Source organism: Mycobacterium sp. NPDC050041 (assembly GCF_049541695.1).
Classification (GTDB): domain Bacteria; phylum Actinomycetota; class Actinomycetes; order Mycobacteriales; family Mycobacteriaceae; genus Mycobacterium.
In genome coordinates this window covers 77,083-103,802 of record NZ_JBMVDG010000011.1, presented here as the reverse complement: position 1 = coordinate 103,802, position 26,720 = coordinate 77,083, and the positions used below count along the sequence as shown (strand labels likewise).

General features: G+C 69.3%; 24 protein-coding genes. 16 read left to right on the top strand and 8 right to left on the bottom strand.

Annotated features, from left to right (window positions below; translation table 11 throughout):
* Window positions 1–17 precede the first annotated feature (17 nt).
* The 9 genes from thrS (at window position 18) to pdxT (ending at window position 8,921) form a co-directional block, all read left to right on the top strand.
* Window positions 18–2,072, top strand: a complete 2,055-nt coding sequence (thrS, locus tag ACPCHZ_RS25825) for a threonine--tRNA ligase (RefSeq protein ID WP_423487365.1) — start codon at window positions 18–20, stop codon at window positions 2,070–2,072.
* A complete protein-coding gene (locus tag ACPCHZ_RS25820) occupies window positions 2,069–2,698 on the top strand; it encodes an HIT family protein (protein WP_423487364.1) in 630 nt (209 codons plus the stop codon). Before thrS ends, ACPCHZ_RS25820 begins: the two co-directional genes overlap by 4 nt.
* Entirely contained in the window at window positions 2,695–3,405 is a 711-nt protein-coding gene (pgsA, locus tag ACPCHZ_RS25815; RefSeq protein WP_423487425.1) for a phosphatidylinositol phosphate synthase, read from the top strand. Before ACPCHZ_RS25820 ends, pgsA begins: the two co-directional genes overlap by 4 nt.
* On the top strand, window positions 3,402–4,304 hold the full coding sequence (locus ACPCHZ_RS25810; protein WP_423487363.1) for a phosphatidylinositol mannoside acyltransferase: 903 nt from the start codon (window positions 3,402–3,404) through the stop codon (window positions 4,302–4,304). Before pgsA ends, ACPCHZ_RS25810 begins: the two co-directional genes overlap by 4 nt.
* On the top strand, window positions 4,301–5,488 hold the full coding sequence (locus tag ACPCHZ_RS25805) for a glycosyltransferase family 4 protein (protein ID WP_423487362.1): 1,188 nt from the start codon (window positions 4,301–4,303) through the stop codon (window positions 5,486–5,488). Before ACPCHZ_RS25810 ends, ACPCHZ_RS25805 begins: the two co-directional genes overlap by 4 nt.
* On the top strand, window positions 5,485–6,513 hold the full coding sequence (locus tag ACPCHZ_RS25800; protein ID WP_423487361.1) for an NUDIX hydrolase: 1,029 nt from the start codon (window positions 5,485–5,487) through the stop codon (window positions 6,511–6,513). The genes ACPCHZ_RS25805 and ACPCHZ_RS25800 overlap by 4 nt, the downstream gene beginning before the upstream one ends.
* Before the next feature lie 66 nt (window positions 6,514–6,579).
* Window positions 6,580–7,497 carry a pyridoxal 5'-phosphate synthase lyase subunit PdxS gene (gene pdxS / locus ACPCHZ_RS25795; protein WP_423487360.1) on the top strand — a complete coding sequence of 306 codons (918 nt, stop codon included), beginning with the start codon at window positions 6,580–6,582 and terminating at the stop codon, window positions 7,495–7,497.
* Between the two features lie 3 nt (window positions 7,498–7,500).
* Window positions 7,501–8,343, top strand: coding sequence for an acyl-CoA thioesterase II (gene tesB, locus ACPCHZ_RS25790; protein WP_364979385.1), 843 nt, complete (start codon window positions 7,501–7,503; stop codon window positions 8,341–8,343).
* On the top strand, window positions 8,340–8,921 hold the full coding sequence (gene pdxT / locus ACPCHZ_RS25785; RefSeq protein WP_423487359.1) for a pyridoxal 5'-phosphate synthase glutaminase subunit PdxT: 582 nt from the start codon (window positions 8,340–8,342) through the stop codon (window positions 8,919–8,921). The genes tesB and pdxT overlap by 4 nt, the downstream gene beginning before the upstream one ends.
* Window positions 8,922–8,981: 60 nt before the next feature.
* Here the strand turns inward: pdxT and ACPCHZ_RS25780 are convergent, their stop codons facing one another.
* On the bottom strand, window positions 8,982–10,583 hold the full coding sequence (locus ACPCHZ_RS25780) for a purine-cytosine permease family protein (protein ID WP_423487424.1): 1,602 nt from the start codon (window positions 10,581–10,583) through the stop codon (window positions 8,982–8,984).
* Between the two features lie 151 nt (window positions 10,584–10,734).
* On the bottom strand, window positions 10,735–11,946 hold the full coding sequence (locus ACPCHZ_RS25775) for an acyl-CoA dehydrogenase family protein (RefSeq protein ID WP_364979390.1): 1,212 nt from the start codon (window positions 11,944–11,946) through the stop codon (window positions 10,735–10,737).
* A 194-nt stretch (window positions 11,947–12,140) separates the two neighbouring features.
* Between ACPCHZ_RS25775 and ACPCHZ_RS25770 the strand changes: the two genes are divergently transcribed.
* Window positions 12,141–12,893 carry a YebC/PmpR family DNA-binding transcriptional regulator gene (locus ACPCHZ_RS25770; protein ID WP_264014244.1) on the top strand — a complete coding sequence of 251 codons (753 nt, stop codon included), beginning with the start codon at window positions 12,141–12,143 and terminating at the stop codon, window positions 12,891–12,893.
* Here ACPCHZ_RS25770 and ACPCHZ_RS25765 read toward each other — a convergent pair whose 3' ends face one another.
* Together ACPCHZ_RS25765 and ACPCHZ_RS25760 are read right to left on the bottom strand one after the other, a co-directional pair.
* A complete protein-coding gene (locus ACPCHZ_RS25765; protein ID WP_423487358.1) occupies window positions 12,894–13,295 on the bottom strand; it encodes a nuclear transport factor 2 family protein in 402 nt (133 codons plus the stop codon). It lies immediately after the preceding gene.
* Window positions 13,296–13,339: 44 nt separating this feature from the next.
* Window positions 13,340–14,572: a mechanosensitive ion channel family protein gene (locus ACPCHZ_RS25760; protein ID WP_423487357.1), complete on the bottom strand. Its 1,233-nt coding sequence runs from the start codon at window positions 14,570–14,572 to the stop codon at window positions 13,340–13,342.
* A gap of 136 nt (window positions 14,573–14,708) precedes the next feature.
* Between ACPCHZ_RS25760 and ACPCHZ_RS25755 the strand changes: the two genes are divergently transcribed.
* The 4 genes from ACPCHZ_RS25755 to ruvB all read left to right on the top strand — a co-directional run bounded on the left by ACPCHZ_RS25755 (window position 14,709) and on the right by ruvB (window position 17,387).
* Window positions 14,709–15,032, top strand: coding sequence for a hypothetical protein (locus ACPCHZ_RS25755; RefSeq protein WP_364979403.1), 324 nt, complete (start codon window positions 14,709–14,711; stop codon window positions 15,030–15,032).
* An 89-nt stretch (window positions 15,033–15,121) separates the two neighbouring features.
* The gene (ruvC, locus tag ACPCHZ_RS25750; RefSeq protein WP_423487356.1) at window positions 15,122–15,715 is read left to right on the top strand and encodes a crossover junction endodeoxyribonuclease RuvC; all 594 of its coding nucleotides are present in this window, start codon (window positions 15,122–15,124) and stop codon (window positions 15,713–15,715) included.
* Window positions 15,712–16,302 (top strand): Holliday junction branch migration protein RuvA, encoded by a 591-nt coding sequence (gene ruvA, locus ACPCHZ_RS25745; protein WP_364979415.1) that lies wholly within the window; start codon window positions 15,712–15,714, stop codon window positions 16,300–16,302. Before ruvC ends, ruvA begins: the two co-directional genes overlap by 4 nt.
* 2 nt (window positions 16,303–16,304) lie before the next feature.
* Complete coding sequence (ruvB, locus tag ACPCHZ_RS25740; RefSeq protein ID WP_423487355.1) at window positions 16,305–17,387, top strand: Holliday junction branch migration DNA helicase RuvB; 1,083 nt, start codon at window positions 16,305–16,307, stop codon at window positions 17,385–17,387.
* A gap of 34 nt (window positions 17,388–17,421) precedes the next feature.
* On the opposite strand, the gene ACPCHZ_RS25735 is transcribed toward ruvB, so the two are convergent.
* Both ACPCHZ_RS25735 and car read right to left on the bottom strand, forming a co-directional pair.
* The gene (locus ACPCHZ_RS25735; RefSeq protein WP_423487354.1) at window positions 17,422–18,510 is read right to left on the bottom strand and encodes a GGDEF domain-containing protein; all 1,089 of its coding nucleotides are present in this window, start codon (window positions 18,508–18,510) and stop codon (window positions 17,422–17,424) included.
* A 128-nt stretch (window positions 18,511–18,638) separates the two neighbouring features.
* Complete coding sequence (gene car, locus ACPCHZ_RS25730; protein ID WP_423487353.1) at window positions 18,639–22,172, bottom strand: carboxylic acid reductase; 3,534 nt, start codon at window positions 22,170–22,172, stop codon at window positions 18,639–18,641.
* Between the two features lie 268 nt (window positions 22,173–22,440).
* Here car and ACPCHZ_RS25725 point away from each other — a divergent pair, with 268 nt between their 5' ends.
* Window positions 22,441–23,208 carry a hypothetical protein gene (locus ACPCHZ_RS25725; protein WP_423487352.1) on the top strand — a complete coding sequence of 256 codons (768 nt, stop codon included), beginning with the start codon at window positions 22,441–22,443 and terminating at the stop codon, window positions 23,206–23,208.
* Between the two features lie 189 nt (window positions 23,209–23,397).
* Entirely contained in the window at window positions 23,398–23,769 is a 372-nt protein-coding gene (locus tag ACPCHZ_RS25720) for a hypothetical protein (RefSeq protein WP_423487351.1), read from the top strand.
* Window positions 23,770–23,776: 7 nt separating this feature from the next.
* On the opposite strand, the gene ACPCHZ_RS25715 is transcribed toward ACPCHZ_RS25720, so the two are convergent.
* Together ACPCHZ_RS25715 and gabT are read right to left on the bottom strand one after the other, a co-directional pair.
* Window positions 23,777–25,210: a gamma-aminobutyraldehyde dehydrogenase gene (locus ACPCHZ_RS25715; RefSeq protein WP_423487350.1), complete on the bottom strand. Its 1,434-nt coding sequence runs from the start codon at window positions 25,208–25,210 to the stop codon at window positions 23,777–23,779.
* 10 nt (window positions 25,211–25,220) lie between these two features.
* The gene (gene gabT / locus ACPCHZ_RS25710; protein ID WP_423487349.1) at window positions 25,221–26,561 is read right to left on the bottom strand and encodes a 4-aminobutyrate--2-oxoglutarate transaminase; all 1,341 of its coding nucleotides are present in this window, start codon (window positions 26,559–26,561) and stop codon (window positions 25,221–25,223) included.
* Window positions 26,562–26,720 lie beyond the last annotated feature (159 nt).

Genomic DNA, 26,720 nt, shown 5'->3' with positions numbered 1-26,720 from the left:
ACAACGGAGAGTCCGCGATGAGCGCCGCCGCCAGTCCCGCCCCAGCAGCCCCGATCCGGGTGCCTGCCGGGACCACCGCCGGGGCGGCGGTCCGGGAGGCGGGACTACCCGGCCGGGGCGCACCGGACGCCGTCGTCGTGGTCCGCGACGGCGAGGGCCGGCTGCGCGACCTGGCCTGGACGCCCGACGCCGACGCCGACGTCACGCCGGTGACGGCCGACACCGAGGACGGCCGCAGCGTCATCCGGCACTCGGCCGCCCATGTCCTCGCCCAGGCCGTGCAGCAGATGTTCCCCGAAGCCAAGCTGGGCATCGGCCCGCCGATCACCGACGGCTTCTACTACGACTTCGACGTGCCGCGCGCATTCACTCCGGAGGATCTGGAGGCGCTGGAGAAGCGCATGCGCAAGATCGTCAAGGACGGCCAGCTGTTCTCCCGGCGCGTCTACGCGTCCAAGGACGAGGCGCGCGCCGAACTGGCCGCCGAACCCTTCAAGCTCGAACTCGTCGACGACAAGTCCGGCGATCCCGAGGTGATGGAGGTCGGCGGCGACGAGCTCACCGCCTACGACAACCTCAATCCTCGTACTCAGGAACGTATCTGGGGCGACCTGTGCCGGGGCCCGCACATCCCGACCACCAGGTACATCCCGGCGTTCAAGCTGACCCGCAGTTCGGCGGCGTACTGGCGAGGCGACCAGGAGAACGCCAGCCTGCAACGCATCTACGGCACGGCGTGGGAGTCGCAGGAGGCGCTGGACCGGCACCTCGAACTCCTCGAGGAGGCGCAGCGCCGCGATCACCGCAGGCTCGGGTCCGAACTCGACCTGTTCAGCTTCCCCGACGAAATCGGTTCGGGCCTACCGGTTTTCCACCCCAAGGGTGGCATCGTCCGGCGCGAGCTCGAGGATTACTCCCGCCGCAAGCACATCGAGGCGGGCTACGAGTTCGTCAACACCCCGCACATCACCAAGGCGCAGCTGTTCCACACCTCCGGACACCTCGACTGGTACGCCGACGGGATGTTCCCGCCGATGCACATCGACGCCGAATTCAACGAGGACGGCACGGTACGCAAACCCGGCCAGGACTACTACCTCAAGCCGATGAACTGCCCGATGCATTGCCTGATCTACCGGGCGCGGGGGCGGTCCTACCGCGAACTCCCGTTGCGCGCGTTCGAGTTCGGCGCGGTGTACCGGTACGAGAAGTCCGGCGTGGTGCACGGCCTGACCCGGGTGCGCGGCCTGACCATGGACGACGCCCACATCTTCTGCACCCGCGACCAGATGCGCGGCGAGCTGGCGTCGCTGCTGCAGTTCATCCTCGACCTGCTCGGGGACTACGGCCTTGCCGACTTCTACCTCGAGCTGTCGACCAAGGACCCGAAGAAATTCGTCGGCTCCGACGAGATCTGGGAGGAGGCCACCTCCACCCTCGCCGAGGTGGCCGCCGAGTCGGGCCTGGAGCTGGTGCCCGACCCGGGCGGTGCGGCGTTCTACGGCCCGAAGATCTCGGTGCAGGCCCGCGACGCGCTGGGCCGCAGCTGGCAGATGTCGACGATCCAACTGGACTTCAACTTCCCGGAACGCTTCGAACTCGAGTACACCGCCGCCGACGGCAGCAGGCAGCGCCCGGTGATGATCCACCGTGCGTTGTTCGGCTCCATCGAGCGGTTCTTCGGCATCCTCACCGAGCACTACGCCGGCGCCTTCCCGGCGTGGCTGGCGCCGGTGCAGGTGGTGGGCGTGCCGGTCGCCGACGCGCACGTGGCCTACCTCGAGGAGGTGGCCGCCGCGCTGCGGGCGCGCGGAGTGCGCGTCGAGGTGGATTCCAGTGACGACCGGATGGCCAAGAAGATCGTCAACCACACGAATCAGAAGGTGCCCTTCATGCTGCTGGCCGGCGACAAGGACGTCGACGCCGGTGCGGTGAGCTTCCGGTTCGGCGACCGCACGCAGATCAACGGGGTGCCGCGCGACGAGGCGGTGGCGACCATCGTGAAGTGGATCGCCGATCGCGAGAATGCCGCCCCGACAGCGGATCTGGTGAAGGTGGGCGCGCAGACGTGACAGGTGACGCGAGCCACGCAGACAACCGCTCGATCGTCGACCACGGCGTCGGCGACCCCGACCATCTGCAACGGCTGTGGACGCCGCACCGGATGAGCTACATCGCCGAGGCCCCCATGAAGAAGGGGTCCGGCTCGTCGATGTCGTCGCAGCCCTTCACCGACATCCCCACCATGCCCGACGAGGACGGCCTGGTGGTGGCGCGCGGCGAGCAGGTGTACGCGGTGCTCAACCTCTACCCGTACAACCCCGGCCACCTGATGGTGGTGCCGTACCGGAGGGTCTCCGAGCTCGAGGACCTCACCGACGCGGAGAGTGCCGAGCTGATGTCGTTCACGCAGCAGGCGATTCGGGTGATCAAGGCGGTGTCCAGCCCGCACGGTTTCAACGTCGGGCTCAACCTGGGCCACTCGGCGGGCGGATCGCTGGCCGAGCACCTGCACATGCACGTGGTGCCGCGGTGGGGCGGCGACGCCAACTTCATCACGATCATCGGCGGATCGAAGATCATCCCGCAGCTGTTGCGGGAGACCCGCGAGCTGCTGGCCACCGAGTGGGCGGGCCAGTCGGAGCGCGCCGGGGCTGCGACGCTGGGTGAGCGCAGCGACGGGGGGTCGGGGAACTGAGCAACTTCTATCTGATGACGCGCGCGGCGTACACGAAACTGTCGCGTCCGATCGCCAAGGGCGCGTTGCGCGTCGGGCTCACCCCCGACAGCATCACCATCCTGGGTACGGCGGGCACCGTGATCGCGGCGTTGACGCTGTTCCCGATGGGACAGCTGTGGTGGGGCGCCTTCGCGGTGGCGTTCTTCGTGCTCGCCGACATGCTCGACGGCGCGATGGCCCGCGAGCGCGGCGGCGGCACCCGTTTCGGCGCCGCACTCGACGCGATCTGCGATCGCATCGCCGACGGTGCGATCTTCTGTGGTCTGGCATGGTGGGCGGCGTTCGGGATGGACAACCCGGCACTGGTGGTGGCCACCCTGATCTGCCTGGTCACCTCCCAGGTGATCTCCTACATCAAGGCGCGCGCCGAGGCCAGCGGCCTCAAGGGCGACGGCGGCCTCATCGAGCGGCCGGAACGGCTGGTCATCGTGCTGATCGGCACCGGGCTCTCGGGCGTGCCGTTCCTGCACGTGCCGTGGCTGGTGCAGGTGGCGATGTGGGTGCTGGCGGTCGCCAGCGTGGTGACCGTGCTGCAGCGGCTGCACTCGGTGCGGCTCTCGGCGGGTGCGATGGATCCGATACCCCCGAAGGACGAAGCAGGCGCCGCGGACGAGGGCGCCGACGACACCGACCGGGGCGGGGAACCGGAGACGAGCGAGCGGTGAGTCTCGGCGGCCGGCTGACGGATCTCGGCTATGCCAGCGGCTGGCGGCTCGTGCGCGCCATGCCGGAGCTGGTGGCGCGCAACGCCTTCGATCTCGGGGCGTGGTACGCCGCCCGCGACGGTGGGCCCGAGCAGCTGCGCAAGAATCTGGCACGGGTGATCGGCACGTCCGCCGACGACGTTCCTGCGGCGCTCGTCGAGGCCTCACTGTCGTCCTATGCCCGCTACTGGCGCGAGGCGTTCCGGCTGCCGACGATGGATCACGAGAAGATCGGCCGCCAGCTCGAAGTGCAGGACATCGACTACGTCTGGCAGGCACTCGAGGCCGGTCGCGGCGTGGTGCTGGCGTTGCCGCACAGCGGGAACTGGGACATGGCCGGTGTGTGGCTGGTGCAGAATCACGGGCCCTTCACCACCGTGGCCGAGCGTCTGAAGCCCGAGTCGCTGGCCAACCGGTTCATCGCGTACCGGGAGAGCCTGGGGTTCGAGGTGATCACCCACACCGGTGGTGAGCGACCGCCGTACGACGTACTGCGGGAACGGCTTTCCGACAACGGCGTGGTGTGCCTGATGGCTGAGCGGGACCTGACCCGCACGGGCGTCGAGGTCGATCTGTTCGGGGAGGCGACCCGGCTGCCCGCCGGGCCGGCGAAACTGGCGATCGCGACCGGGGCGGCGCTGCTGCCGGTGCACTGCTGGTTCACCGATGACGGGTGGGGGATGCGGGTGTTCCCGCCGCTGGACGTGTCGTCGGCCGACGTCACCGTCGTCACCCAGGCACTCGCCGACCGGTTCGCCGACAACATCGCCGCGCACCCGGCCGACTGGCACATGATGCAGCCGCAGTGGCTGGCGGACCTGTCGGAGGCACGTCAGGCTCGCCTGCGGGAGGCGCAGTGAGAATCGGCATGGTGTGCCCGTATTCATTCGACGTGCCGGGCGGGGTGCAGTCGCACGTGCTCCAACTGGCCGAGGTGATGCGCGACGGCGGCCACACGGTCGGCGTGCTGGCGCCGTCGTCGCCGCACGTGGAACTGCCCGACTACGTGGTGTCCGGCGGCAAGGCGGTGCCGATCCCGTACAACGGTTCGGTGGCGCGGCTGCGCTTCGGCCCCGCCACCCACCGCAAGGTCAAGAAGTGGTTGCAGCAGGGCGAATTCGACGTGCTGCACCTGCACGAGCCCAACGCCCCGAGCCTGTCGATGCTGGCGCTGCAGGCGGCCGAGGGGCCGATCGTCGCGACGTTCCACACCTCGACCACGAAATCGCTGACGCTGTCGGTGTTCCAGGGACTGCTGCGGCCGTACCACGAGAAGATCGTCGGCCGCATCGCCGTGTCGGATCTCGCGCGGCGCTGGCAGATGGAGGCGCTCGGGTCCGACGCGGTCGAGATCCCCAACGGAGTCGACGTGGCGTCGTTCGCCGAGGCGCCGCTGCTGGACGGCTACCCCAGGCCGGGGCGGTCGGTGCTGTTCCTCGGCCGCTTCGACGAACCCCGTAAGGGGATGGCGCTGCTGCTGCGGGCGTTGCCCGCGCTGGTCGAGCGGTTCCCCGACATCGAGATCCTGGTCGTCGGCCGCGGTGACGAGGACGAGTTGCGGGAAGACGCCAAGGATCTCGCCGGGCACCTGCGGTTCCTCGGACAGGTCGACGACGCGACCAAGGCGTCGGCGATGCGCAGCGCCGACGTGTACTGCGCGCCCAACACCGGCGGTGAGAGCTTCGGCATCGTGCTGGTGGAGGCGATGGCCGCTGGCACGGCGGTGGTCGCCAGCGACCTCGATGCGTTCCGCCGGGTGCTGCTCGACGGGGCGGCCGGGCGGTTGGTGACGGTCGACGACGCCGACGCGTTGGCGGCCGGGCTGGTCGAGGTGCTCGACGACGACGCCGTCCGGCGGCGCTACATCGACGCCGCCTCCGACGCCGTCCGCCGCTACGACTGGTCGGTGGTGGCGCGGCAGATCCTGCGGGTCTACGAGACGGTGGCCGGGTCAGGGCGCAAGGTGCGAGTGGCGGGCGAGGGGGAATCGCCGCGGGCCGCGAGTGCGGCGGCCAGGAGCAGGGCGGCCGGTGAAGCGACGTGACCGGATGGCTCGTGATCGTCCTCGTCGCGATTCTCCTGGTGACGCTGCTGTTGGTCGGCGGCTGGGCCTTCCAGACCGCCAACCGGCTGGACCGCCTGCACGTCCGTTACGACCTGAGCTGGCAGGCGCTGGACGCGGCACTGGCGCGCCGGGCGGTGGTGGCCCGCGCGGTGGCCGTGGACGCCTATGCCGGCGCACCGCAGGGCAAGCGGCTGGCTGCGCTGGCCGACGTCGCCGAGCGGGCGCCCAGGTCGGCCCGCGAGGCCTCGGAGAACGACCTGTCCTCGGCGCTGACGATGGTCGACCCCGCGGCGGTTCCGGTGCCGCTGCTGGCCGAACTGGCCGACGCCGAGGCGCGGGTGCTGCTGGCACGGCGGTTCCACAACGACGCGGTGCGCGACACCCTGGCGCTGCGGGAGCGTTTCGCGGTGCGCCTGCTGCGGCTCGGCGGCACGGCGGCGCTGCCGACGTATTTCGAGATCGCCGAACGCGCCGAGGTGTCGGCCGACGACGCCGGGCCGGTCAGCCGCCGCACGTCGGCACGCGTGGTGCTGCTCGACGATTCGGGCGCGGTGCTGCTGTTCTGCGGCTCCGACCCGGCGTCGGTCGACGCCGACCCGCCCCGGTGGTGGTTCACGATCGGGGGCGCGGTGGCTCCCGGTGAGGAGCTGCCCGACACCGCGGTGCGCGAGGTGTTCGAGGAGACGGGCCTGCGCATCGACCGGTCGCAGCTGATCGGGCCGGTGTGGCACCGGGAGGCGACCATCGACTTCAACGGCTCGGTGATGCGCAGCGTGGAGTTGTTCTTCGTGCACCGGACCCGGCGGTTCGAGGTGTCGGCGGTCCACCGCACGGACCTCGAGCGCCGCTACATTCACGGCCACCGCTGGTGCGATGCGACAATGATCGGAGAACTGGTGGCCGCCGGAGAGGCGGTGTATCCCCGGCAGCTCGCTGAGCTGCTGGCGGAGGCGAACGAACTGGCGGACGGGTCCGTCCACCGCGAGTTGCTGTCGATCCGCTGAACTGCGGATCTAATCGATTTGGCAGCTCGTTTAGACTGGATCAGTAGCGCTTCGGAGGAGATAGTAGTGGAAACCGCATCGAACGGGTCGACGAACGGATCCGCACAGACGGGTACCGCCCGGGTCAAACGCGGCATGGCCGAGATGCTCAAGGGCGGCGTCATCATGGACGTGGTCACCCCCGAGCAGGCGCGCATCGCCGAGGCCGCAGGCGCGGTGGCGGTGATGGCGCTCGAGCGGGTGCCCGCCGACATCCGGGCACAGGGCGGCGTCTCGCGGATGAGCGACCCGGACATGATCGAGGGCATCATCGACGCCGTCACGATCCCGGTGATGGCCAAGGCCCGCATCGGCCACTTCGTCGAGGCGCAGATCCTGCAGAGCCTCGGCGTCGACTACGTCGACGAGTCCGAGGTGCTCACCCCGGCCGACTACACCAACCACATCGACAAGTGGAAGTTCACCGTGCCGTTCGTGTGCGGCGCCACCAATCTCGGCGAGGCGCTGCGGCGGCTGACCGAGGGCGCGGCGATGATCCGCTCCAAGGGTGAGGCCGGCACCGGCGACGTCTCCAACGCCACCACCCACATGCGCAAGATCGGCGGCGAGATCCGCCGGCTGACGTCGCTGTCGGAGGATGAGCTGTTCGTGGCGGCCAAGGAGCTGCAGGCGCCCTACGAACTGGTCGCCGAGGTGGCGCGGGCGGGCAAGCTGCCGGTCACGCTGTTCACCGCGGGCGGCATCGCGACGCCGGCGGACGCGGCGATGATGATGCAGCTCGGTGCCGAGGGCGTGTTCGTCGGCTCGGGCATCTTCAAGTCGGGCAATCCCGCCGAGCGCGCGGCCGCGATCGTCAAGGCCACCACCTTCTACGACGACCCGGACGTGCTGGCGAAGGTGTCGCGTGGGCTGGGCGAGGCCATGGTCGGCATCAACGTCGAGGACATCGCGCAGCCGCACCGGCTGGCCGAACGCGGCTGGTAAGCCTTGATCGAACAGATCCTCGACCTGGAGCAGCTCGAGGTCAACATCTACCGCGGCGGTGTGTTCAGTCCCGAATCCGGTTTCCTGCAGCGCACTTTCGGTGGGCATGTCGCCGGCCAGTCGCTGGTGTCCGCCGTGCGGACCGTCGACCCGCTGTTCCAGGTGCACTCGCTGCACGGGTACTTCCTGCGGCCCGGTGACGCCAAGGCGCCGTCGGTGTACATCGTCGAGCGGCTCCGCGACGGCGGCTCGTTCTGCACCCGGCGGGTCAGCGCGATCCAGCACGGCGAGACGATCTTCTCGATGTCGGCGTCGTTCCAGGCCGACCAGAGCGGCATCGAACACCAGGACGTGATGCCCAGCGCGCCACCGCCCGACGACCTGCCCAGCTTCCGCTCCGGCGGGGCGTTCGACGACGCAGGATTCGCCCAGTTCGCCGAGTGGGACGTCCGCATCGTGCCGCGCGAGCAGGTGCACCGGTTGCCCGGCAAGGCTTCTCAGCAGCAGGTGTGGTTCCGCCACACCGACCCGCTGCCTGACGATCCGGTGCTGCACATCTGCGCCCTGGCCTACCTGAGCGATCTCACGCTGCTGGGATCGGCGCAGGTGAACCACCCCGACGAGCGCAAGCACCTGATGATCGCCTCGCTGGACCACGCGATGTGGTTCATGCGGCCGTTCCGCGCCGACGAGTGGCTGCTCTACGACCAGTCGTCGCCGTCGGCGTGCGGTGGTCGTGCGCTGACGCAGGGCAAGCTGTTCAACCGCTACGGCGAGATGGTCGCGGCGGTGATGCAGGAGGGGTTGACCCGCTTCAAGCGCGACTATTCGCCGGCGGGGGAGTGAGCCCCCGGATCGGGGTGCTCGCATTGCAGGGCGACACCCGCGAGCATCTGGCGGCGCTGCGGGAGGCAGGCGCCGACGCCGTGACGGTGCGGCGGCGCGGTGAACTCGAGGCGGTCGACGCGCTGGTGATCCCGGGCGGGGAATCGACCACGATGAGCCTGCTGTTGCGCGAACTCGACCTGCTCGACCCGCTGCGCGCCCGCCTCGCCGACGGCATGCCGGCCTACGGGTCGTGCGCGGGGATGATCCTGCTGGCCACCGAGATCCTCGACGCGGGTGCGGCGGGCAGGCAGGCCGACCCGCTCAAGGCGATCGACATCACGGTGCGGCGCAACGCCTTCGGCCGTCAGGTCGACTCGTTCGAGGGGGACATCGACTTCATCGGTCTCGACGGTTCGGTGCACGCGGTGTTCATCCGGGCGCCGTGGGTGGAACGGGTCGGGCCCGACGTCGAGGTCCTGGCCACTGCCGCGGGCCATCCGGTGGCGGTGCGGCAGGGTCCGGTGCTAGCGACGGCGTTCCATCCGGAGATCACCGGCGACCGCCGCGTGCACAAGCTCTTCGTCGACTCCCTCTAGCTTCAGCGCGATTTGTGGAGCCGCAACCGCGGTGAGCGCGGCTGCGGCTCCACAAATCACTCAGGAGGCGGGTAGGACGTGGTCGGCGACCTTGTCGGTGGACAGGCACAGCGAGCAGACGAACGCGTCGTGGGTGGCGCACTTCATCATGTCCGGCCGCTCGAAATCGTGATGGCAGACATGGCATTTGAGGTGCTCACCGGACGGGTTGCCCAGCTCGTCGTACATCGGCAGGTCGATGCCGTCGTCGGTGCGTCGCAGGTAGTACTTGCCCTTGGTCGCGACGGCGAGGATCGGCGGCAGCACCAGTCCGAGCACCATGGCGACCAGCGGTGAGTACGGCCGGATCGCCTCGCCGAGCACGCCGAAGAACGTCAGCAGCGACACCCCCGCGGCGACGAACAGCGAGACGAAGCCCACCGGGTTGACCGCGTAGAGCATGCCGCGGCGGAACTCGGGTTGCAGCGGCGAGATCTTCAGCAGGTACTTGTTGAACACGATGTCCGACGCCACCACCACGACCCAGGCGATACCGCAGTTGGCGTAGAAACCCAGGATCGAGTTCAGGAACGCGAACATGTTGGCTTCCATCAGGATCAGCGCGATCACCAGGTTGAATGCGAGGAACACCAGCCGGCCCGGGTAGTGCTTGGTGACCCGGGTGAACGAGTTGGTCCACGCCAGCGACCCGGAGTAGGCGTTGGTGACGTTGATCTTCACCTGGCTGATCACCACGAGGATCACCGCGAGGGTCATCGCCAGCCACGGCGGCAGGAAGTTCCGGTAGATCTCCAGGAACTGGTGCACCGGCTCGTTGGCGTTCGCCACGGCGCCGTCGAAGACGTTGGCGATCAGGTACACCGCCAGGAACAGGCCGACGACCTGCTTGATGGCGCCGAAGATCACCCAGCCGGGTCCGGCGAGGAACATCCAGGTCCACCAGCTGCGGCTGTTCTCCGGCGTGCGGGGAGGCATGAACCGCAGGTAGTCGATCTGCTCGGCGATCTGGACGATCAGCGACAGACACACGCCTGCCGCCAGCAGGGTCATGCCGAGGTCGAAGCCGCCGGTGCCGCTCTCACCCTGGTAGGCGAAGAAATCGCCGACCGATTCCGGATGGCTGACCACCAGGTAGACGAACGGCGCGACCATGAGCACCAGCCACAGCGGGGTGGTCCAGACTTGAAGCGTGGACAGCACTTTCATGCCGTAGATCACCAGCGGGAAGATGATGATGGTGGACAGCGCGTAGCCGGCCCAGAGCGGGATGCCGAGACCGAGTTCGAGACCCTGGGCCATGATCGAGCCCTCGAGGGCGAAGAAGATGAACGTGAACGTCGCGAAGATGACGTTGGTGACCACCGAGCCGTAGTAGCCGAACCCGCTGCCGCGGGTGATCAGGTCGAGGTCGATGTTGTAGCGCGCCGCGTAGTACGCCACCGGGAATCCGGTCACCATCACGACGACCGCGAAGATCAGGATTCCCCAGAGCGCGTTGGTGGTTCCGTAGGCGATGCCGATGTTGGCGCCGATCGCGAAGTCCGCAAGATAGGCGATGCCGCCGAGGGCAGAGATGCCCACCACCCGGGTGGACCACTTGCGGTAGCTGCGCGGCGCGAAGCGCAGCGTGTAGTCCTCCAGCGTCTCCTTGGTGGCGGTCATGGTGTCGAGGTCGGCCTCGACCGCCTCGTTGCGCCGCACCTCGTCGCTGAGCTCTTGGGTCATTCGGCAAAATTAGGGCGACTTTGTTTCCGGTCTGTGACGGCGATGTTCCGTCTGCAGCAATCCGTGTCGCCGGTGTCGCCGGCCCGGATCAGCGGATCGGCAGACCCGTGACCGCCCGCCCGATCACCAGCCGCTGGATCTCGCTGGTGCCCTCGAAGATGGTGAAGATCTTGGCGTCGCGGTGCATGCGCTCCACCGGGTAGTCGCGGGTGTAGCCGTTGCCGCCGAGGATCTGGATCGCCTCGTCGGTGACGTAGACCGCGGTCTCGCTGGCGACCAGCTTGGCCATCGACCCTTCGGCGTTGTCGAACGTCTTGCCGTTACGGGCCATCCAGCCGGCGCGGTAGACCAGCAGGCGCGCCGCGTCGATGCGGGCCTTCATGTCGGCCAGCTTGAACGCGATCGCCTGGAACTCACCGATCTTGCGGCCGAACTGTTCCCGCTGCCTGGCGTAGTCGAGTGCGTACTCGTAGGCGGCCTGTGCCACCCCGACGGCCATCGCGCCGACGGTGGGCCGGGTGCGTTCGAACGTGGCCATCGCCGCCTGGCCCTTGGAGCTCTTGCCCTCGCGCGCCCTGGCGATGCGCTCGTCGAACTTCTCCTTGCCGCCGACGATGAGCCGGCCCGGGATGCGGACGTCGTCGAGCACCACCTCGGCGGTGTGCGACGCCCGGATGCCGTGCTTGAGGAACTTCTGGCCCTGCGTGAAACCCGGTGTGTCCGGCGGGATGATGAACGTCGCCTGGCCGCGGGTGCCCAGATCCGGGTGCACCGACGCCACGACGATGTGGACATTGGCGATGCCGCCGTTGGTGGCCCACGTCTTGGTTCCGTTGAGCACCCACTCGTCGGTGGCCTCGTCGTAGCGGGCCTTGGTCAGGATGGCGCCGACGTCGGAGCCGGCGCCGGGCTCCGACGAGCAGAACGAGGCGACCTTCGGGTCGTCGACGGTGCCGAACATCTGCGGCAGCCACTCGCCGAGCTGCTCGGGCGTGCCGTTGGCCGCCAGTGACGCGGCGGCCAGCCCGGTGCCCAGGATCGACAGCGCGATGCCGGCGTCGCCCCAGAACATCTCCTCGAACACCACGAGCAGGCCGAGGCCGGTGGGTTCGCCCGCCTGCTCGGCGAACAACTCCATCGAGTACAGCCCGACCTTGGCCGCCTCCTGGATGATCGGCCAGGGCGTTTCCTCGCGCTCGTCCCACTCGGCGGCGGCCGGGCGGATGACGTCGGCGGCGAAATCGTGGACCCAGTCCCGGACGTGGATGAGGTCGGGGGACAGTTCGAGGGAGAACGACATGAGCCGATCTTACTCCGGAGTAAGTTCGCCGCAGTAGTGGCTGTGGCGCATGTAACAGGAGTGAGGTGGGGCGGTCCGCTGACGCCGCGCGGCCCGCGTCGCGCGTTGCCCCCTCACCGCCGGCATCGCGGCACGTAGAATCGTCGGGTTGCCACCGATCGAGCAGAGCACCGACCAGAGCGAGGTAGTCCCCGATGAGCGGCCATTCCAAGTGGGCCACCACGAAGCACAAGAAGGCGATCATCGATGCCCGGCGCGGCAAGAACTTCGCCAAGCTGATCAAGAACGTGGAGGTGGCCGCGCGCGTCGGCGGTGGCGATCCGGCCGGTAACCCGACGCTCTACGACGCCATCCAGAAGGCGAAGAAGAACTCGGTGCCCAACGACAACATCGAGCGCGCGCGCAAGCGGGGCGCAGGCGAAGAGGCCGGCGGCGCCGACTGGCAGACCATCACCTACGAGGGCTACGGCCCCAACGGGGTGGCGGTGCTCGTCGAGTGCCTCACCGACAACCGCAACCGGGCCGCGGGCGAGGTGCGCGTCGCGATGACCCGCAACGGCGGCAACATGGCCGACCCCGGTTCGGTGTCCTACCTGTTCTCCCGCAAGGGCGTCATCACGCTGGAGAAGAACGGCCTGGCCGAGGACGACGTGCTCGCCGCGGTGCTCGACGCCGGCGCCGAGGACGTCACGGATCTGGGCGACAGCTTCGAGATCCTCTCCGAGCCGACCGATCTCGTCGCGGTCCGCTCCGCCCTTCAGGAAGCCGGTATCGACTACGACTCCGCCGAGGCGGGATTCCAGCCGTCGGTGACGGTGCCGCTGGACGCCGAGGGCGCGCGCAAGATCATGAAGCTCGTCGACGCGCTCGAGGACAGCGACGACGTGCAGGACGTCTACACCAACGCCGACATCCCCGACGAGATCCTCGCCCAGATCGAGGAGTAGCTAGAACGTCAGCTGCACCTGGTAGTCGCGGTGGGTGAACACCCACTCGCCGGCATCGCGGCGCAGTTCGTCGACGTACTCGCCGACCAGTCGCATCGCTTGGCCATCGCGGAACTGCATGATCTCGAGATTGCTCGACCGCGCCCGGGCCCGGTCGCCGTCGATCTCGATGGCCGCGACCTGGACGAAGAACGCCATCTTCTCGACGGCGCCGAACACCTCGCTCCAGTGGGTGCGCAGTTCGTCGATGCCCTGGCACTCACCGCCGGCGCCGGTTCGACGGCCGTCCTCGGCCCAGCACCCCAGATAGGCCTCGAGGTCCTGCCGCACCACGGCGTCGCTGTAGAGCTCGAGCCGCTCGCGCACGGATTGCCGGTCGTGGGCCGGGCCGGTGAACGCCATGAGCGCATGGTAGATCGGTGCCCACGCGCACGAGGGCGAGTGCGTCAGGCGCGTCCGTTGATGGTGACGAACTCGTCCTCGTAGTCGACGGTGTCGTCGAACGCCCGGCCGCGCTCCTCGGCCTCCGGGCTCCCGGTGAACAGGCCGGCCGCCACGCGGGCGGTCTCGGTGTCCCGGCCGCGGCGAGCCGGCCGTTCGGCCTCGGCAGGCGCCGGTTTGATGCGCTGGGCGGGCACCACGGCGTGCGGGGTGCGCTGCACCCACGAGACCATTCCCTCGCGCACCGCGCACCGCAGGTCGAACAGGGCCCCGGCGTTGGGGGCGCTGACCATCATGCGCACCCGCACCACCCCGCCGACGGCGTCGGTCACCTGCAGCACGCCGCGGCGGCCGTCCCACTGGTCGCTGGCGGCCAGCAGGCGGTCCAGTTCGGCGCGCATCTCGTCGAACGGGACGGAGAAGTCGACGTCGAACTCGACGGTGCCCATGATCTCGGTGGCGTTGCGCGTCCAGTTCTCGAACGGGGTGGTGGTGAAGTAGGTGCAGGGCAGCACAAGCCGGCGCTCGTCGAAGAGTCGCACCACGACATAGGTCAGCGTGATCTCCTCGATGCGGCCCCACCACTGGCCCTGTTCGAGTTCCACCACGTCGCCCACCCGGATCGCGCCGGAGAAGGCGATCTGCATGCCGGCGAACACCGCGCCCAGCGACGTCTGCGCGGCCAGGCCGGCGACCACCGACAGCACACCGGCGGAGGCGAACAGTGTGGTCCCGATGTCGGAGAACGACGGGAACGTCATCAGGATCGCCGCCATGCCGAGGATGACGACGACGGCGATGGCGAGCCTGCGCAGCACCGTCACCTGGGTACGGATCCGGCGCCACACGCGGTCGGCGTCGGTCACCTCGCCTTCCTCGCCGCCGCCGTAGCGGGCGATCATCCGGCGTTCGGCCACCATCACCAGGCTGGTCAGCAGCCAGGTCACGGTGGCGATGTTCACGATCAGCATCGTGTGGTCGACCCAGCCGCGCCACGGGTCGGCGTCGTGGGAGGTGCGTTGCACGGCGACCGACGCCGCGAAGACGATCAGCGTCGCCCGCAGCGGCCTGCGGGTGAGCGTCGCGACGTCGCAGAGCACCGCACTGCGGCGGCCGATGCGCCGCACCCCCCAGGTGAGGACGATTCCCACCAGGTACGCGGCGACCACGGCGCCACAGGCCCAGGCCAGGGTGACGGCGACATTGGTGGCGGACTCGAATTCGTTCTCGTCTGGCATCGGGGTGAAATCAGCTCCACGGATCGAGGTCAGGTCCCCCGCGACGGTAGCGGCGGTTGCGCGAGACGTCACATCGCGCGACGGGCGGCTGCCCGGATATCACCCGGAATTCGCTCACTGGCAGCACAATTGCCGCGTGGCGGTAGTCGTGACGGATCCCAACGGTGTCCAGTGGAACCTCAAGCGCAAATGGTGGCCGTTCGGCGACATCGGCGACTGGGCCGACATCGACTTCTTCGGCTGGTTCGCACTGCTGATCGCCGCACCCTTCCTACTGGTGTGGCCGTTCTGGCTGGCGACGAAATTCCTCGGCCTGCAGCGGTGGCGGATCATCATCGAGCGGGCCCATGCCCAGGTCGGCGACGAGTTGGTGCGCGGCTGGTCGGCCTCGGGGCGCAGGCTGAACGACCTGGCTCTGGAGATCGGCCAGGGCAGCCGGTCCGGGCACTTCACGCTCTGACCTGGACGCCGCGACGCCCGCGTGTCGTCACCCGGCCCGGCAGCGCGGGCGCGCTAGGGTGTCGAACAGCTGTTCGGGAAGGGGCTGGCGTGCGCGTGATGGGAGTCGACCCCGGGTTGACCCGTTGTGGGCTTTCGGTGATCGAGAGCGGCCAGGGTCGCCAGGTGGTCGCGCTCGACGTCGACGTGGTCCGCACGGCCGCCGACGAGCCGCTGGCGCGCCGGCTGATGGCGATCAGCGACGCCGTCGAGCACTGGATGGACACCCACCGGCCCGATGTGATCGCGATCGAGCGGGTGTTCGCCCACCAGAACGCGTCCACCGCGATGGGCACGGCACAGGCCGGCGGCGTGATCGCGCTTGCCGCGGCCCGGCGTGAGATCGACGTGCACTTCCACACCCCCAGCGAGGTCAAGGCCGCCGTCACCGGCAACGGCCGGGCCGACAAGGCGCAGGTCACCGAGATGGTCACCAGAATCCTTGCGTTACAGGCGAAGCCGACGCCGGCGGACGCCGCCGACGCCCTGGCGCTGGCGATCTGTCACTGCTGGCGCGCGCCGATGATCGCGCGGATGGCCGCCGCCGAGGCGCTGGCGGCCGAACAGCAGCGCCGATACCGGGCGACGCTCAAGGCGAAGACGAAGAAGGGTTCGTCCCCGGCGCCGTCGCGGAGCACGACGTGATCGCGTCGGTGCGCGGCGAGGTGATCGACATCGCTCTCGACCATGTGGTCGTCGAGGCCGCGGGCGTCGGCTACAAGGTGATGGCCACCCCGTCGACGCTGTCCACGCTGCGGCGCGGCGCCGAGACCCGCCTCATCACGGCGATGATCGTGCGCGAGGACTCCATGACGCTGTACGGCTTCGCCGACTCCGAGGCCCGCGACCTGTTCCTCACCCTGCTCGGCGTGTCGGGTGTCGGTCCGAAGATCGCGCTCGCGACCCTCGCGGTGCACGATGCGCAGGCGCTGCGCCAGGCACTGGCCGACGGCGACGTCACCGCGCTCACCCGGGTGCCGGGCATCGGCAAGCGCGGCGCCGAGCGGTTGGTGCTCGAACTGCGCGACAAGATCGGGCCGGTCAGCCCGGCTGCGGGCGGTTCGGCGGTCGGCGGTCACGCGGTCCGGGCACCGGTCGTGGAGGCCCTCGTCGGCCTCGGCTTCGCCGCCAAGCAGGCTGAGGAGGCCACCGACAAGGTGCTCGCCGACGATCCGGGCGCGAGCACGGCGGCCGCCCTGCGCGCCGCGCTGTCGATGCTGGGTAAGAAGTAGCGATGGGCCGCTTCGCGAACAGCCCGGAGGACTCCGAGTCCGCCGAGGCGCCCGACGAGCGCGAGGTCTCCGCGGCGCTGACCGTCGGCGAGGGCGACGTCGACGCCAGCCTGCGGCCGCGCTCGCTGCGCGAGTTCATCGGCCAGCCCCGGGTGCGCGAACAACTGCAACTGGTGCTCGAGGGTGCCAAGAACCGTGGCGGCACACCGGATCACATCCTGCTGTCGGGCCCGCCGGGGCTGGGCAAGACGTCGCTGGCGATGATCATCGCCGCCGAACTGGGATCGTCGCTGCGGCTGACGTCGGGTCCTGCGCTGGAGCGTGCCGGCGATCTCGCTGCGATGCTGTCCAACCTCGTCGAGGGTGACGTGCTGTTCATCGACGAGATCCACCGCATCGCCCGGCCGGCCGAGGAGATGCTGTACCTGGCGATGGAGGACTTCCGCGTCGACGTGGTCGTCGGCAAGGGTCCCGGCGCCACGTCGATTCCGCTCGAGGTGGCACCGTTCACCCTCGTCGGCGCCACCACCCGGTCGGGCGCGCTGACCGGCCCGCTGCGCGACCGGTTCGGGTTCACCGCGCACATGGACTTCTACGAACCGGCCGAACTCGAACGCGTGCTGGCCCGGTCGGCGGGCATCCTCGGCATCACCCTGGGCGGCGATGCGGGCGCCGAGATCGCGCGGCGCTCGCGCGGCACGCCGCGGATCGCCAACCGGCTGCTGCGCCGGGTCCGCGACTACGCCGAGGTGCGGGCCGACGGCGTGATCACCCGCGACATCGCCAAGGCCGCGCTCGCGGTCTACGACGTCGACGAACTGGGCCTCGACCGGCTGGACCGGGCGGTGCTGTCGGCGTTGACCCGCAGCTTCGGCGGCGGACCGGTCGGGGTGTCGACGCTGGCGGTCGCGGTGGGGGAGGAGGCCACCACCGTCGAGGAGGTGTGCGAGCCGTTCCTGGTGCGCGCCGGCATGGTGGCGCGCACCCCGCGCGGCCGGGTGGCCACCGCGCAGGCCTGGACCCACCTCGGCATGTCACCGCCGAGCCGGGCCACCGCACTGGGGCAGCCCGACCTGTTCGAGTAGGAAAAGCACGAGATAGGCGGCGGCGCAGGCATTTTCAGGTGCGGAAGACGGCCGCCCCGCTGTGCCGGATCCGGTTGCCGCCCGCCCGTTTCGCCTCGTACATGGCAGCGTCGGCGGAGTCGACGAGATGGCCGACCATGCGCCGGGTGGTGTCGCCGTCGATGCTGAGCAGGGTCACGCTGGCGACACCCAGGCTCGCGGTGACGCCCCACGGGTTGGCCGCGACCGCCCGGCGCAGTCGCTCGGCGGTCACCTGGGCCTCGCTCGCGGGCGTCGTCTCGGCCACGAGGAACTCCTCGCCGCCGACGCGGGCGACCACCGACCCGGCGGGACTGGCCCGGCGCAGGCTGTCACCGACGGCGATCAGTATCCGGTCGCCGATCGCGTGGCCCTGGGTGTCGTTGACCTTCTTGAACCCGTCAAGGTCGAGCATCACGACGGTGAAGCACGGCGGCGGATCCCCGGTCGAGGCGGCGATGAGTTCCCGCGCGCCCCGGTTGAATCCGCGCCGGTTCCGCAGTCCGGTCAACGGGTCGGTGTTCGCGTTCAGTGCGTCGGCGCTGAGCAGGTGGACGAGCACCTGACCCGAGAACGGCACGGCGAGCACGCCGACGGTGACCACCAGCAGCTTGGCGGCCGCCATGGCGACGTCACCGGCCGCGGCGATCTCCCAGGCGGCGAACAGTGCCGTGCCTGCGGCCGTGCACAGCGTCAGCGTCAGGTACCGCACAGAGTGGAAGAACGCGACGTATCCGGCCAGGGCGGCGAAGGCCATCGAACCCAGCAGCGCCGTCTCGGGATTGACCTCCATCAGGCAGGACGCGGCGATGCACCCGTTGGACAGGACCGCGAACGTGGCGGACTGCTGATGCGTGGGCCACCGGGTGAACCACATCGTCGCCATCACGGCGCAGCACACGGCCACGAGCACCGCCATGGCGCGGCCGACGGGGGAGTGCGGGCCGGACGGACTCCACAGCATCAGCACCGGGACCGCGCCGAGCGCGGCCACGATGGTGCCCATCATGAACCGGGTGAAGCGCTGCAATTGACGCGCGCCGAGATATTCGGAGAGCCAGTGGAAGTTGTCGGGTTGCCCCCACCACTGGCGAATCCGTCCCACTACTCGCGCCCCCGTACGGTTCGCCGCGCAACTGCCCGCGCGTCGGCGTTGGTACGGGATGTTACCTATTCAACGACCGGTTTGCTGAACATCAGCAATGTGTCAGCATCCGGCATCTGCCGGTGACGTCACAACAATCCGAGCAGCTGCAGATCAGTGGCGTACTTGACGATGACCGGCGGAGTGACATGCGGAATGTCCTTGTCGGCCCCGATTTTGGCCTCCTGCACCGCCGTGCGGAATCGATCCGTCGGTGCGAGCGAGCCACGCATCGGCTTCTCCGGCTGCTGATAGTTGTGCAGCAGCGGCAGGAGCGAATACTGACGTTGTTGCTGTGGCAGCCCGCGAATGGCCGTTTCGAACCGGTCGAGCCAGGTGCGGTAGTCGTCGATGCGGCTGATCGGATAGCCGGCCTCCACCAGCCAGTCGACGAACTCGTCGAGCCCGAGGCCGTCGTCGTAGGGGTTCATCACGTGGTAGGTCTCGAAGCCCGCCCCGCGCTCGGCCACCGCCTGGGCGCCGAGGGTGTCGATGGCCTCGGCGATGAATTCGACCGGCAGGCCGTCGTAGTGGGCGCGGCTGCGCCCGCCGTCGGCGTCGCGTTCGTAGAACGACGCAGGCGCGATGCCGGTCGCCACCAGACTCAGGATGGTGCGCGTGAACATGTCGGGGAGATTGAGCTGCCCGGCGTAGGTGGTGTCGGCCAGGATCATGTCGCAGCGGAACACCGCGACCGGCAGGCCGCACAGGTCGTGCGCCTCCCGAAGCAGCACCTCGCCTGCCCACTTGCTGTTGCCGTAGCCGTTGGCATAGCTGTCGTCGATCCGGCGCACCGGGCTGATGACGCGGATGTCGCCGTCCTCGGTGAAGTTGCCGGGTTCGATGCCTGCGCCGACACCGATGGTGGACACGTAGGTGAACGGCTTGAGCCTGGCGGTGAGCGCGAGACGGATCAGTTCGGCGGTGCCCACCACGTTGGGCCCGAACAGCTGGCTGTACGGCAGCACGTGGTTGACCAGGGCGGCGGGATCGACGATCAGATCCACGGTGTCGGCCAGTCGGCGCCAGGTCTGTTCGGACAGGCCGAGACTCGCCTCGCCCTTGTCACCGGCGATCACCTCGAGGTGATCGGCCGCGAGGTGGCGGTAGTGCCGCAGCAGCTCGGGGTCGCCGCTGTCGAACGTCTGATCCAGGCGCTGCCGTGCGGCGTCGTCGTCCTTGGCGCGCACCAAGCAGATCACCGTGCCGCCGACGAGTGACATCCGCTCGAGCCAGTCCAGCGCCAGGTAGCGGCCGAGGAATCCGGTCGCACCCGTGAGCAGGACTGTGCGCACCTCGCCGCGGGGTGCGGGCAGGGACGCGGCGTCGGCGAGCGTACGGGCGTCGATGAATTGGTCGAGGGTGAGGTCGCGGGCATGCGCCTCGGCCGTGTCGGGGCCGTGCACCGCGGCGAAGCTGGGCCGCCTGGTGCCCGAGGTGCGCTCCGCTTCGATGTAGCCGGCCAGCGCCTGCAGATCGTTGGCCGGGCTGACGATGACGCCGACCGGCACGTCGATGCCGTAGATCTCGTTGAGCAGGTTGGCGAAGGTGAGCGCGGACAGCGAGTCGCCGCCGAGGTCGGTGAAGTGCGAGTCGGGCCGCACGTCGGATGCCGCCGCGCCGAGCAGAGCGCCCGCCGCCCGGCCGATGGTCTCCAGCGCCGGCCGGCCGGCACCGTCGCGGCGCAGCGCACGCAGCTCGTCGGCCTGTCCCTCTGCGAGGTCGATGTAGAGCTGCTCGAGCCGTTCGCCGTAGTGCTGCTTCAACTTCGGGCGGGCCAGCTTGCGGATGCCGGTGAGCAACCCGTTCTCCAGGGTGAACGGCTGCGGTTCCACGAGGAAGTCCCTGGGGATCTCGTAGGACTGCAGCCCGGCCGCCTTCGCGGCGTCCTGGAGGGCGGTGGTGAGCAGCGCCTTGAGCTCGGCCGGCTCGTGCTCGGCGAGCACGTCCTCGGTCGGCACGACGACGGCGAGCAGGTAGGACCGCGCGCTGTTGCCGTAGATGTAGATCTGGCGCACCGGTGCGCTGGTCGCGAACACCGACTCCACCTTGGCGATCGTCACGAATTCGCCCTGCGAGAGCTTGAGCACGTTGTTGCGGCGGTCGACGTACTGCAACCGGTCGGGTCCGAGCTCGGCGACGATGTCGCCGGTGCGGTAATAGCCCTCGGCGTCGAACATCTCGGCGGAAAGCTCGGGCCGGCGGTAGTAGCCGGGGAACAGCTGCTCCGACTTGACCAGCAGCTCGCCGCGCGGGTGCGGCCGGTCGGTGTGGAAGTACCCGAGATCGGGGACGTCGACGAGCTTGTAGTCGATCACCGGTGGCCGACGGACCACGCCGTCGACGAACACGGCGCCGGCTTCGGTCGAGCCGTAGCCGTCGACGAGGTGCATGTCGAGCAGCCGTTCCACCCAGGCCTTCATGTCGGCGGACAGCGGCGCCGAACCCGTCATGGCCCCGACGAAGCGCCCGCCCAACAGGTTCCGGCGCGTCTCGGCCAGCACCTCGTCCTCGGCGGTGGACCGGTCTGCGCCGTCCGCGGTGCGCCGGTCGACCTCGCTGGTGACCTCCTGGAAGATCATGTCCCAGATTCGCGGGACGAAGCTGAGCTGCGTCGGCCGGCTCAGCGCGAGATCCTCCAACAGGGTGGAAAGGTCGCTCCTGGCGGCGAAGTAGACGGTGCCGCCTGCGGCGAGCGTGCCGACGAGGATGCCGCGGCCCATCACATGGCTCATCGGCATGAAGCTCAGCGTGATCGACGGGACCACGGGGTTCTGCTCGTGAAAGCCGTTGTTGTTGGCGGCCTTCCACATGTCGGCGACCTTGCGCTCGGGGTACATCGCACCCTTGGGGGCGCCGGTGCTGCCCGAGGTGTAGATGAGCAGGCTCAGCGGGTCGGCGTCGTCCAAGGGCGCCGTCGTCGCGGTCGGCAATCCGGCGCCTCGGGCGACCTCGTGGATGAGCGTCTCGACAGGCACGTCTCGACCGCCGTCGGCCAGCCGGCGCTGAGCGGCCTCCAAGGCCTGGCGCTGTGTCGTCACCTCTGGCCGGTAGTCGAAGACCACCAGGCGGGCGGGCTGATGTCCGGTGAGGACCAGCTCGACGGCGTCGTCGAGCATGTCGATGCCTGCGGCGATCAGGGTTGGTTCGGTCTCGGCGACGATCGGCCGCAGCTGCTCGACCGGGGCGCTGGTCTGCAGCGGCACCGATACCGCGCCGAGCAGCATGGTGGCGGTGTCGACGACGGTGTAGTCGACGCTGGTGAAGCCGAGGATCGCGACGCGGTCACCGGAGTGAACGGGCTTGTCCTGCCAGACCGCGGCCAGGTTCTGCACGCGCGCCCAGAGCTCGCCGTAGGTGACGGTGTCGAACGACGGCAGCAGCTCGGCGGTGGTGTCGCCGGTGGACGGGTCCTCGACGAGGCGCACTGTGCGCTGGGCGAGTGCGGGCCGGTCAGCGTAGCCGGTCATCACCGTTTCGATGACCTCGGGCAGCCGGAGGCCGGGCGCCGCGGCTGCGGCGCTGACGTCCGCGAGCGGGGTGGTGGCGGCGAATTGCGGGTCGGTGGCGGTCAATTCGGCGATACGGCGAGCGAGCCGCTCGTCGGGGGTCTCAGTGGACATGCGCGATCTCCAGTGCAATCGGTGCAGATTGTGACGCGACGCTGCGCCTGATCAGAACTACGTTAGTAAAACTAAGGTTATTCCTAGATCAGCTGTACATAGGCTGTCAATGTATTGTGATGTCGCTCTCGTGGGTCGTCGGATCGGGCACCCCGCCGCGGCGTCGCACCAGCGGCCGGAACCGGCGAAACAACAGGTGGCGCGGGTCGCGCGGCAGCGTTACAGCAGGGCACCGGACGGGTACTCCCGCCTCAACAAAGGAGGCACCATGAAGGACTACGACAGCACGGACACCCCGGCGCGCGTTCGGGGAGGACGGATGCGCATTCCGCGCAGCCGAGGTGCGACCAGCGGATTCCTGTTGATCCTGCTAGGCCTCTGGGGTGCGCTCGTCCCCTTCATCGGCCCGTACTTCGACTTCGCCTTCACCCCGGACCAGGTCTGGGCGTGGACGACGGCCCGCGGGTGGCTCGAAGTCCTGCCCGGCGTGGTGACCGTGGTCGGCGGCTTCCTGATGTTGACCTCACGCAATCGCGCGACGGCGATGCTCGGCGGCTGGCTGACCGTGGCGGCCGGCGCCTGGTTCGTCGTCGGGCGCGCACTGGCCGGTCCGCTCGGCCTCGGCAACGCCGGCGCGCCGGTGGCCACCAACGACACCAAGCGGGTCTGGCTGGAGCTGACCTACTTCTACGGCCTCGGTGCACTCATCGTGTTCCTCGGCGCGCTCGCGATCGGCCGGTTGTCCGTCCGCAGCGCGCGTGACATCGCCTATGCGCAGCGGCCGGTAGATGCGCCGCTCACCACCAACACGGGTTCGCAGCCCGTCGTCGACCAGCACGGCACGCACGAGCCGATGGTCGGGCAAGGCCCCGTCGGCCAGCAACCGATCGGCCAGCAGCCGATCGGCCAGCAGCCCGTCGGCCAGCCGACCGGTTACGGGCCGACCGGTCAGCCCGTGGAAGCCGCCCCGCGGCGTCGCGGTCTGCTCAGCCGGCTCCGCAACCGGGGTAGTGGGAACACGCTGGCTCACCGCTGAACCGCTGTGCAGTCACGGCCGCCGAGCATTGCGCTCGGCGGCCGTTCTGTGATCCTTCCCACACCAGCAGACCGAACGAGGGATGGAACTTTGTGTTCCACAACACCTTTGATGGTGGTTAGCCCGACGAAGTGGTTACCTGACGGTGGTGACGCACTGTAGTGCCGTCCCAAGAACAGGAGGCTTTCGATGACCACGCCACTTCGTCTGCACGGTCTCTCCGAGCAGGTGCACCGGGCGCTGTCCGAACGCCTGAACCCGTCGGCGGCACAGCAGAGCCATGACGAGATCGCCGAGATCGCACTGGGCCGTTGGTCCTGCGTGCTGTTCAGTGCCCTCGGGTTGCCGAGCCGCGACTGGGTGCAGGTCGCCTGCTGGGCCGACGAGGCCGACGAGTTCGCCCTCGAGGCGCTCGGCTCCTACATCGACGTGATGGTCGCGGCGCGCTGCGCGGGGCCGGCCGACGACCTGCTGTCCGACCTGATCGCCGCCGAGGTCGACGGCGACGGGTTCACCGCCGACGAACTGCGCGCCATCATCGTCGCGCTGCTGACCACCTAGTCGCGCGTCAGCCGGTGTAGACCATCACGTGCTTGATGCGCGTGTAGTCCTCCAGGCCGTACATCGACAGATCCTTGCCGTGGCCCGATGACTTGAACCCGCCGTGCGGCATCTCGGCGACGAGCGGGATGTGGGTGTTGATCCACACGCAGCCGAAGTCCAGCGCGTTCGACATGCGGATCGCACGGGACACGTCCCTGGTCCACACCGACGACGCCAGCCCGTACTCCACGCCGTTGGCCCAGCCGAGCGCCTCGTCCTCGTCGGAGAAGCTCTGCACCGTGATGACGGGGCCGAAGATCTCGTTCTGGATCATCCGGTCGTCCTGCAGCAGGCCGCCCACCACGGTCGGTTCCACGTAGAAACCCTTGTCGCCCTGCCGGTTTCCGCCGGCAGCCACCTTCGCGTGGCCGGGCACGTCGTCGAAGAAGCTCAGCACGCGCTCCATCTGGTTGACGTTGTTCACCGGTGGCACCCAGGCGTCCTCGTCGTCGGCGGCCCTGCCGAACGTCGTCGTCGCCGCCTTCGCCTGCTCGGCGAGTGCCTCGGTCAGGTCGCCGGCGATCGAGGCGGGCGCGAGCACGCGGGTGGCCGCGGTGCAGTCCTGGCCGGCGTTGAAGTACCCGGCGGTCGCGATGCCCTCGGCCGCGGCCGCGATGTCGGCGTCGTCGAACACGATCACCGGCGCCTTGCCGCCGAGTTCGAGGTGGGTGCGCTTGAGGTTGCCGCCGGCACTGACCGCCACGGCCCGGCCGGCCGCCACCGACCCGGTGATCGCGACCATCTCCGGCGTCGGGTGGGAGACCAGGTTGGCGCCGGTGACGCGGTCGCCGGTGACGACGTTGAGCACACCGGGCGGCAGGTGCCTGGCCGCGAGTTCGGCCAGCATCACGGTGGTGACCGGCGTGGTGTCGCTCGGCTTGATCACCACGGTGTTGCCCGCCGCGATCGCCGGGCAGATCTTCCAGATCGCCATCATCATCGGGTAGTTCCACGGCGCGACCTGGCCGATCACGCCGATCGGCTCCCGGCGGATCCACGACGTGTGATCGGCCATGTACTCGCCTGCCGACCGGCCTTCCAGGACCCGCGCGGCGCCGGCGAAGAACCGGATCTGGTCGACCATCGGCGGGATCTCCTCGGCCGCCGTCACGTGATCGGGCTTGCCGGTGTTGCGGCCCTCGGCCCTGATCAGATCGGCGGCGGCCTTCTCCACCTCGTCGGCCAGGCCGAGCAGTGCTTTCTGCCGGTCGGCGGGGGTGGACTTCTTCCAGGCCTTGAAGGCCGTCGACGCCGCCGCATAGGCGTTGTCGATGTCCTGCTCGTTGGACACCGGGGCGGAGCCGTACTCCTCGCCGGTGGACGGGTCGACGAGCGGCATCGTGGCGCCGGACACCGAGTCGACGAGTTCGCCGTTGATGAAGTTCTTCACCGTGGTCATAGGGGCTCCTTTACAGGTCGGCGAGGATGAGGGCGAGCACGTCGAGTCCCTCGACGAGCAGGTCGTCGGAGATGGCGAGCGGAGGCAGGAACCGCAGCACGTTGCCGTAGGTGCCACAGGTCAGCACGATGACCCCGGCGGCATGGGCGGCGGCGGCGAGTTTCTTGGCGAGGTCGGCGTCCGGTTCGGTGGTGCCGGGCTTGACGAGTTCCACGGCGATCATGGCGCCGCGGCCGCGCACGTCGCCGATGCGTTCGTCCTCGGCCTGCAGCCGGTGCAGCCGGTCCTTCATCAGCGTCTCGATCTCGCGGGCGCGCGCGACCAGCCCGTCGGACTCGATGGTCTCGATGGTGGCCAGGGCGGCGGCGCAGGCCAGCGGGTTGCCGCCGTAGGTGCCGCCCAGCCCGGAGACGTGCGGCGCGTCCATGATCTCGGCGCGGCCGGTGACCGCCGACAGCGGCAGACCGTCGGCGATGCCCTTGGCCGTGACGATGAGGTCGGGCGCGATGCCTTCGTGCTCGCAGGCGAACATCGCCCCGGTGCGCGCGAAGCCGGTCTGCACCTCGTCGGCGATGAACACGACCCCGTTGTCGCGGCACCAGTCGAGCAGGGTGGGCAGGAAACCCTCGGCGGGCACGATGAAGCCGCCCTCGCCCTGGATCGGTTCGATGATCACCGCGGCCAGGTTCGGCGCGCCGACCTGCTTGTCGATAACGTCGATGGCGCGCCGGGCGGCCAGCTCGCCGTCGGTGGCCAGCTCCTTGCCGAACTCCGCGTCGCGGAACGGGTAGGACAGCGGCGCGCGGTAGACCTCGGGGGCGAACGGGCCGAAGCCCTGCTTGTAGGGCATCACCTTCGCGGTCAACGCCATCGTCAGGTTGGTGCGGCCGTGGTAGGCGTGGTCGAACGACACCACGGCCGACCTGCCGGTGTAGACCCGGGCGATCTTGATCGCGTTCTCGACGGCCTCCGACCCCGAGTTGAACAGTGCTGAGCGCTTCTCCTCGTCGCCTGGGGTGAGCCGGTTGAGTGCCTCGGCGACCGCGACGTAGCCCTCGTAGGGCGTGACCATGAAGCAGGTGTGGGTGAACTCGGCCACCTGCGTGCGCACCGCGTCGACCACCCGCGGCGACGCGTTCCCGATGGTGGTGACGGCGATGCCCGAGCCCAGGTCGATGAACCGGTTGCCGTCGACGTCCTCGAGGATTCCGCCGCCGGCACGCGCCGCGTACACCGGCATGGTGGTGCCCACGCCGCGCGACACGGCTGCTGCCTTGCGGTCGATGAGCGCCTGCGACTTCGGCCCGGGAACGGTGGTGACGAGGTGGCGGCTCTGCTCGAGACTGGTCACGGCACGACTCCTGCGATCACGGGGCGTTTCTGAAGGCACGGCGAGGGGGTTTCGGCTTCGGCACCGAGCCTAGTCGGCGATCGGCCCGACGCGACTGTAAACGGCGCCCGCCGACCCGACGCGCTAGGTAATTCGTATCAGAACGGGCGAAAAATTGCG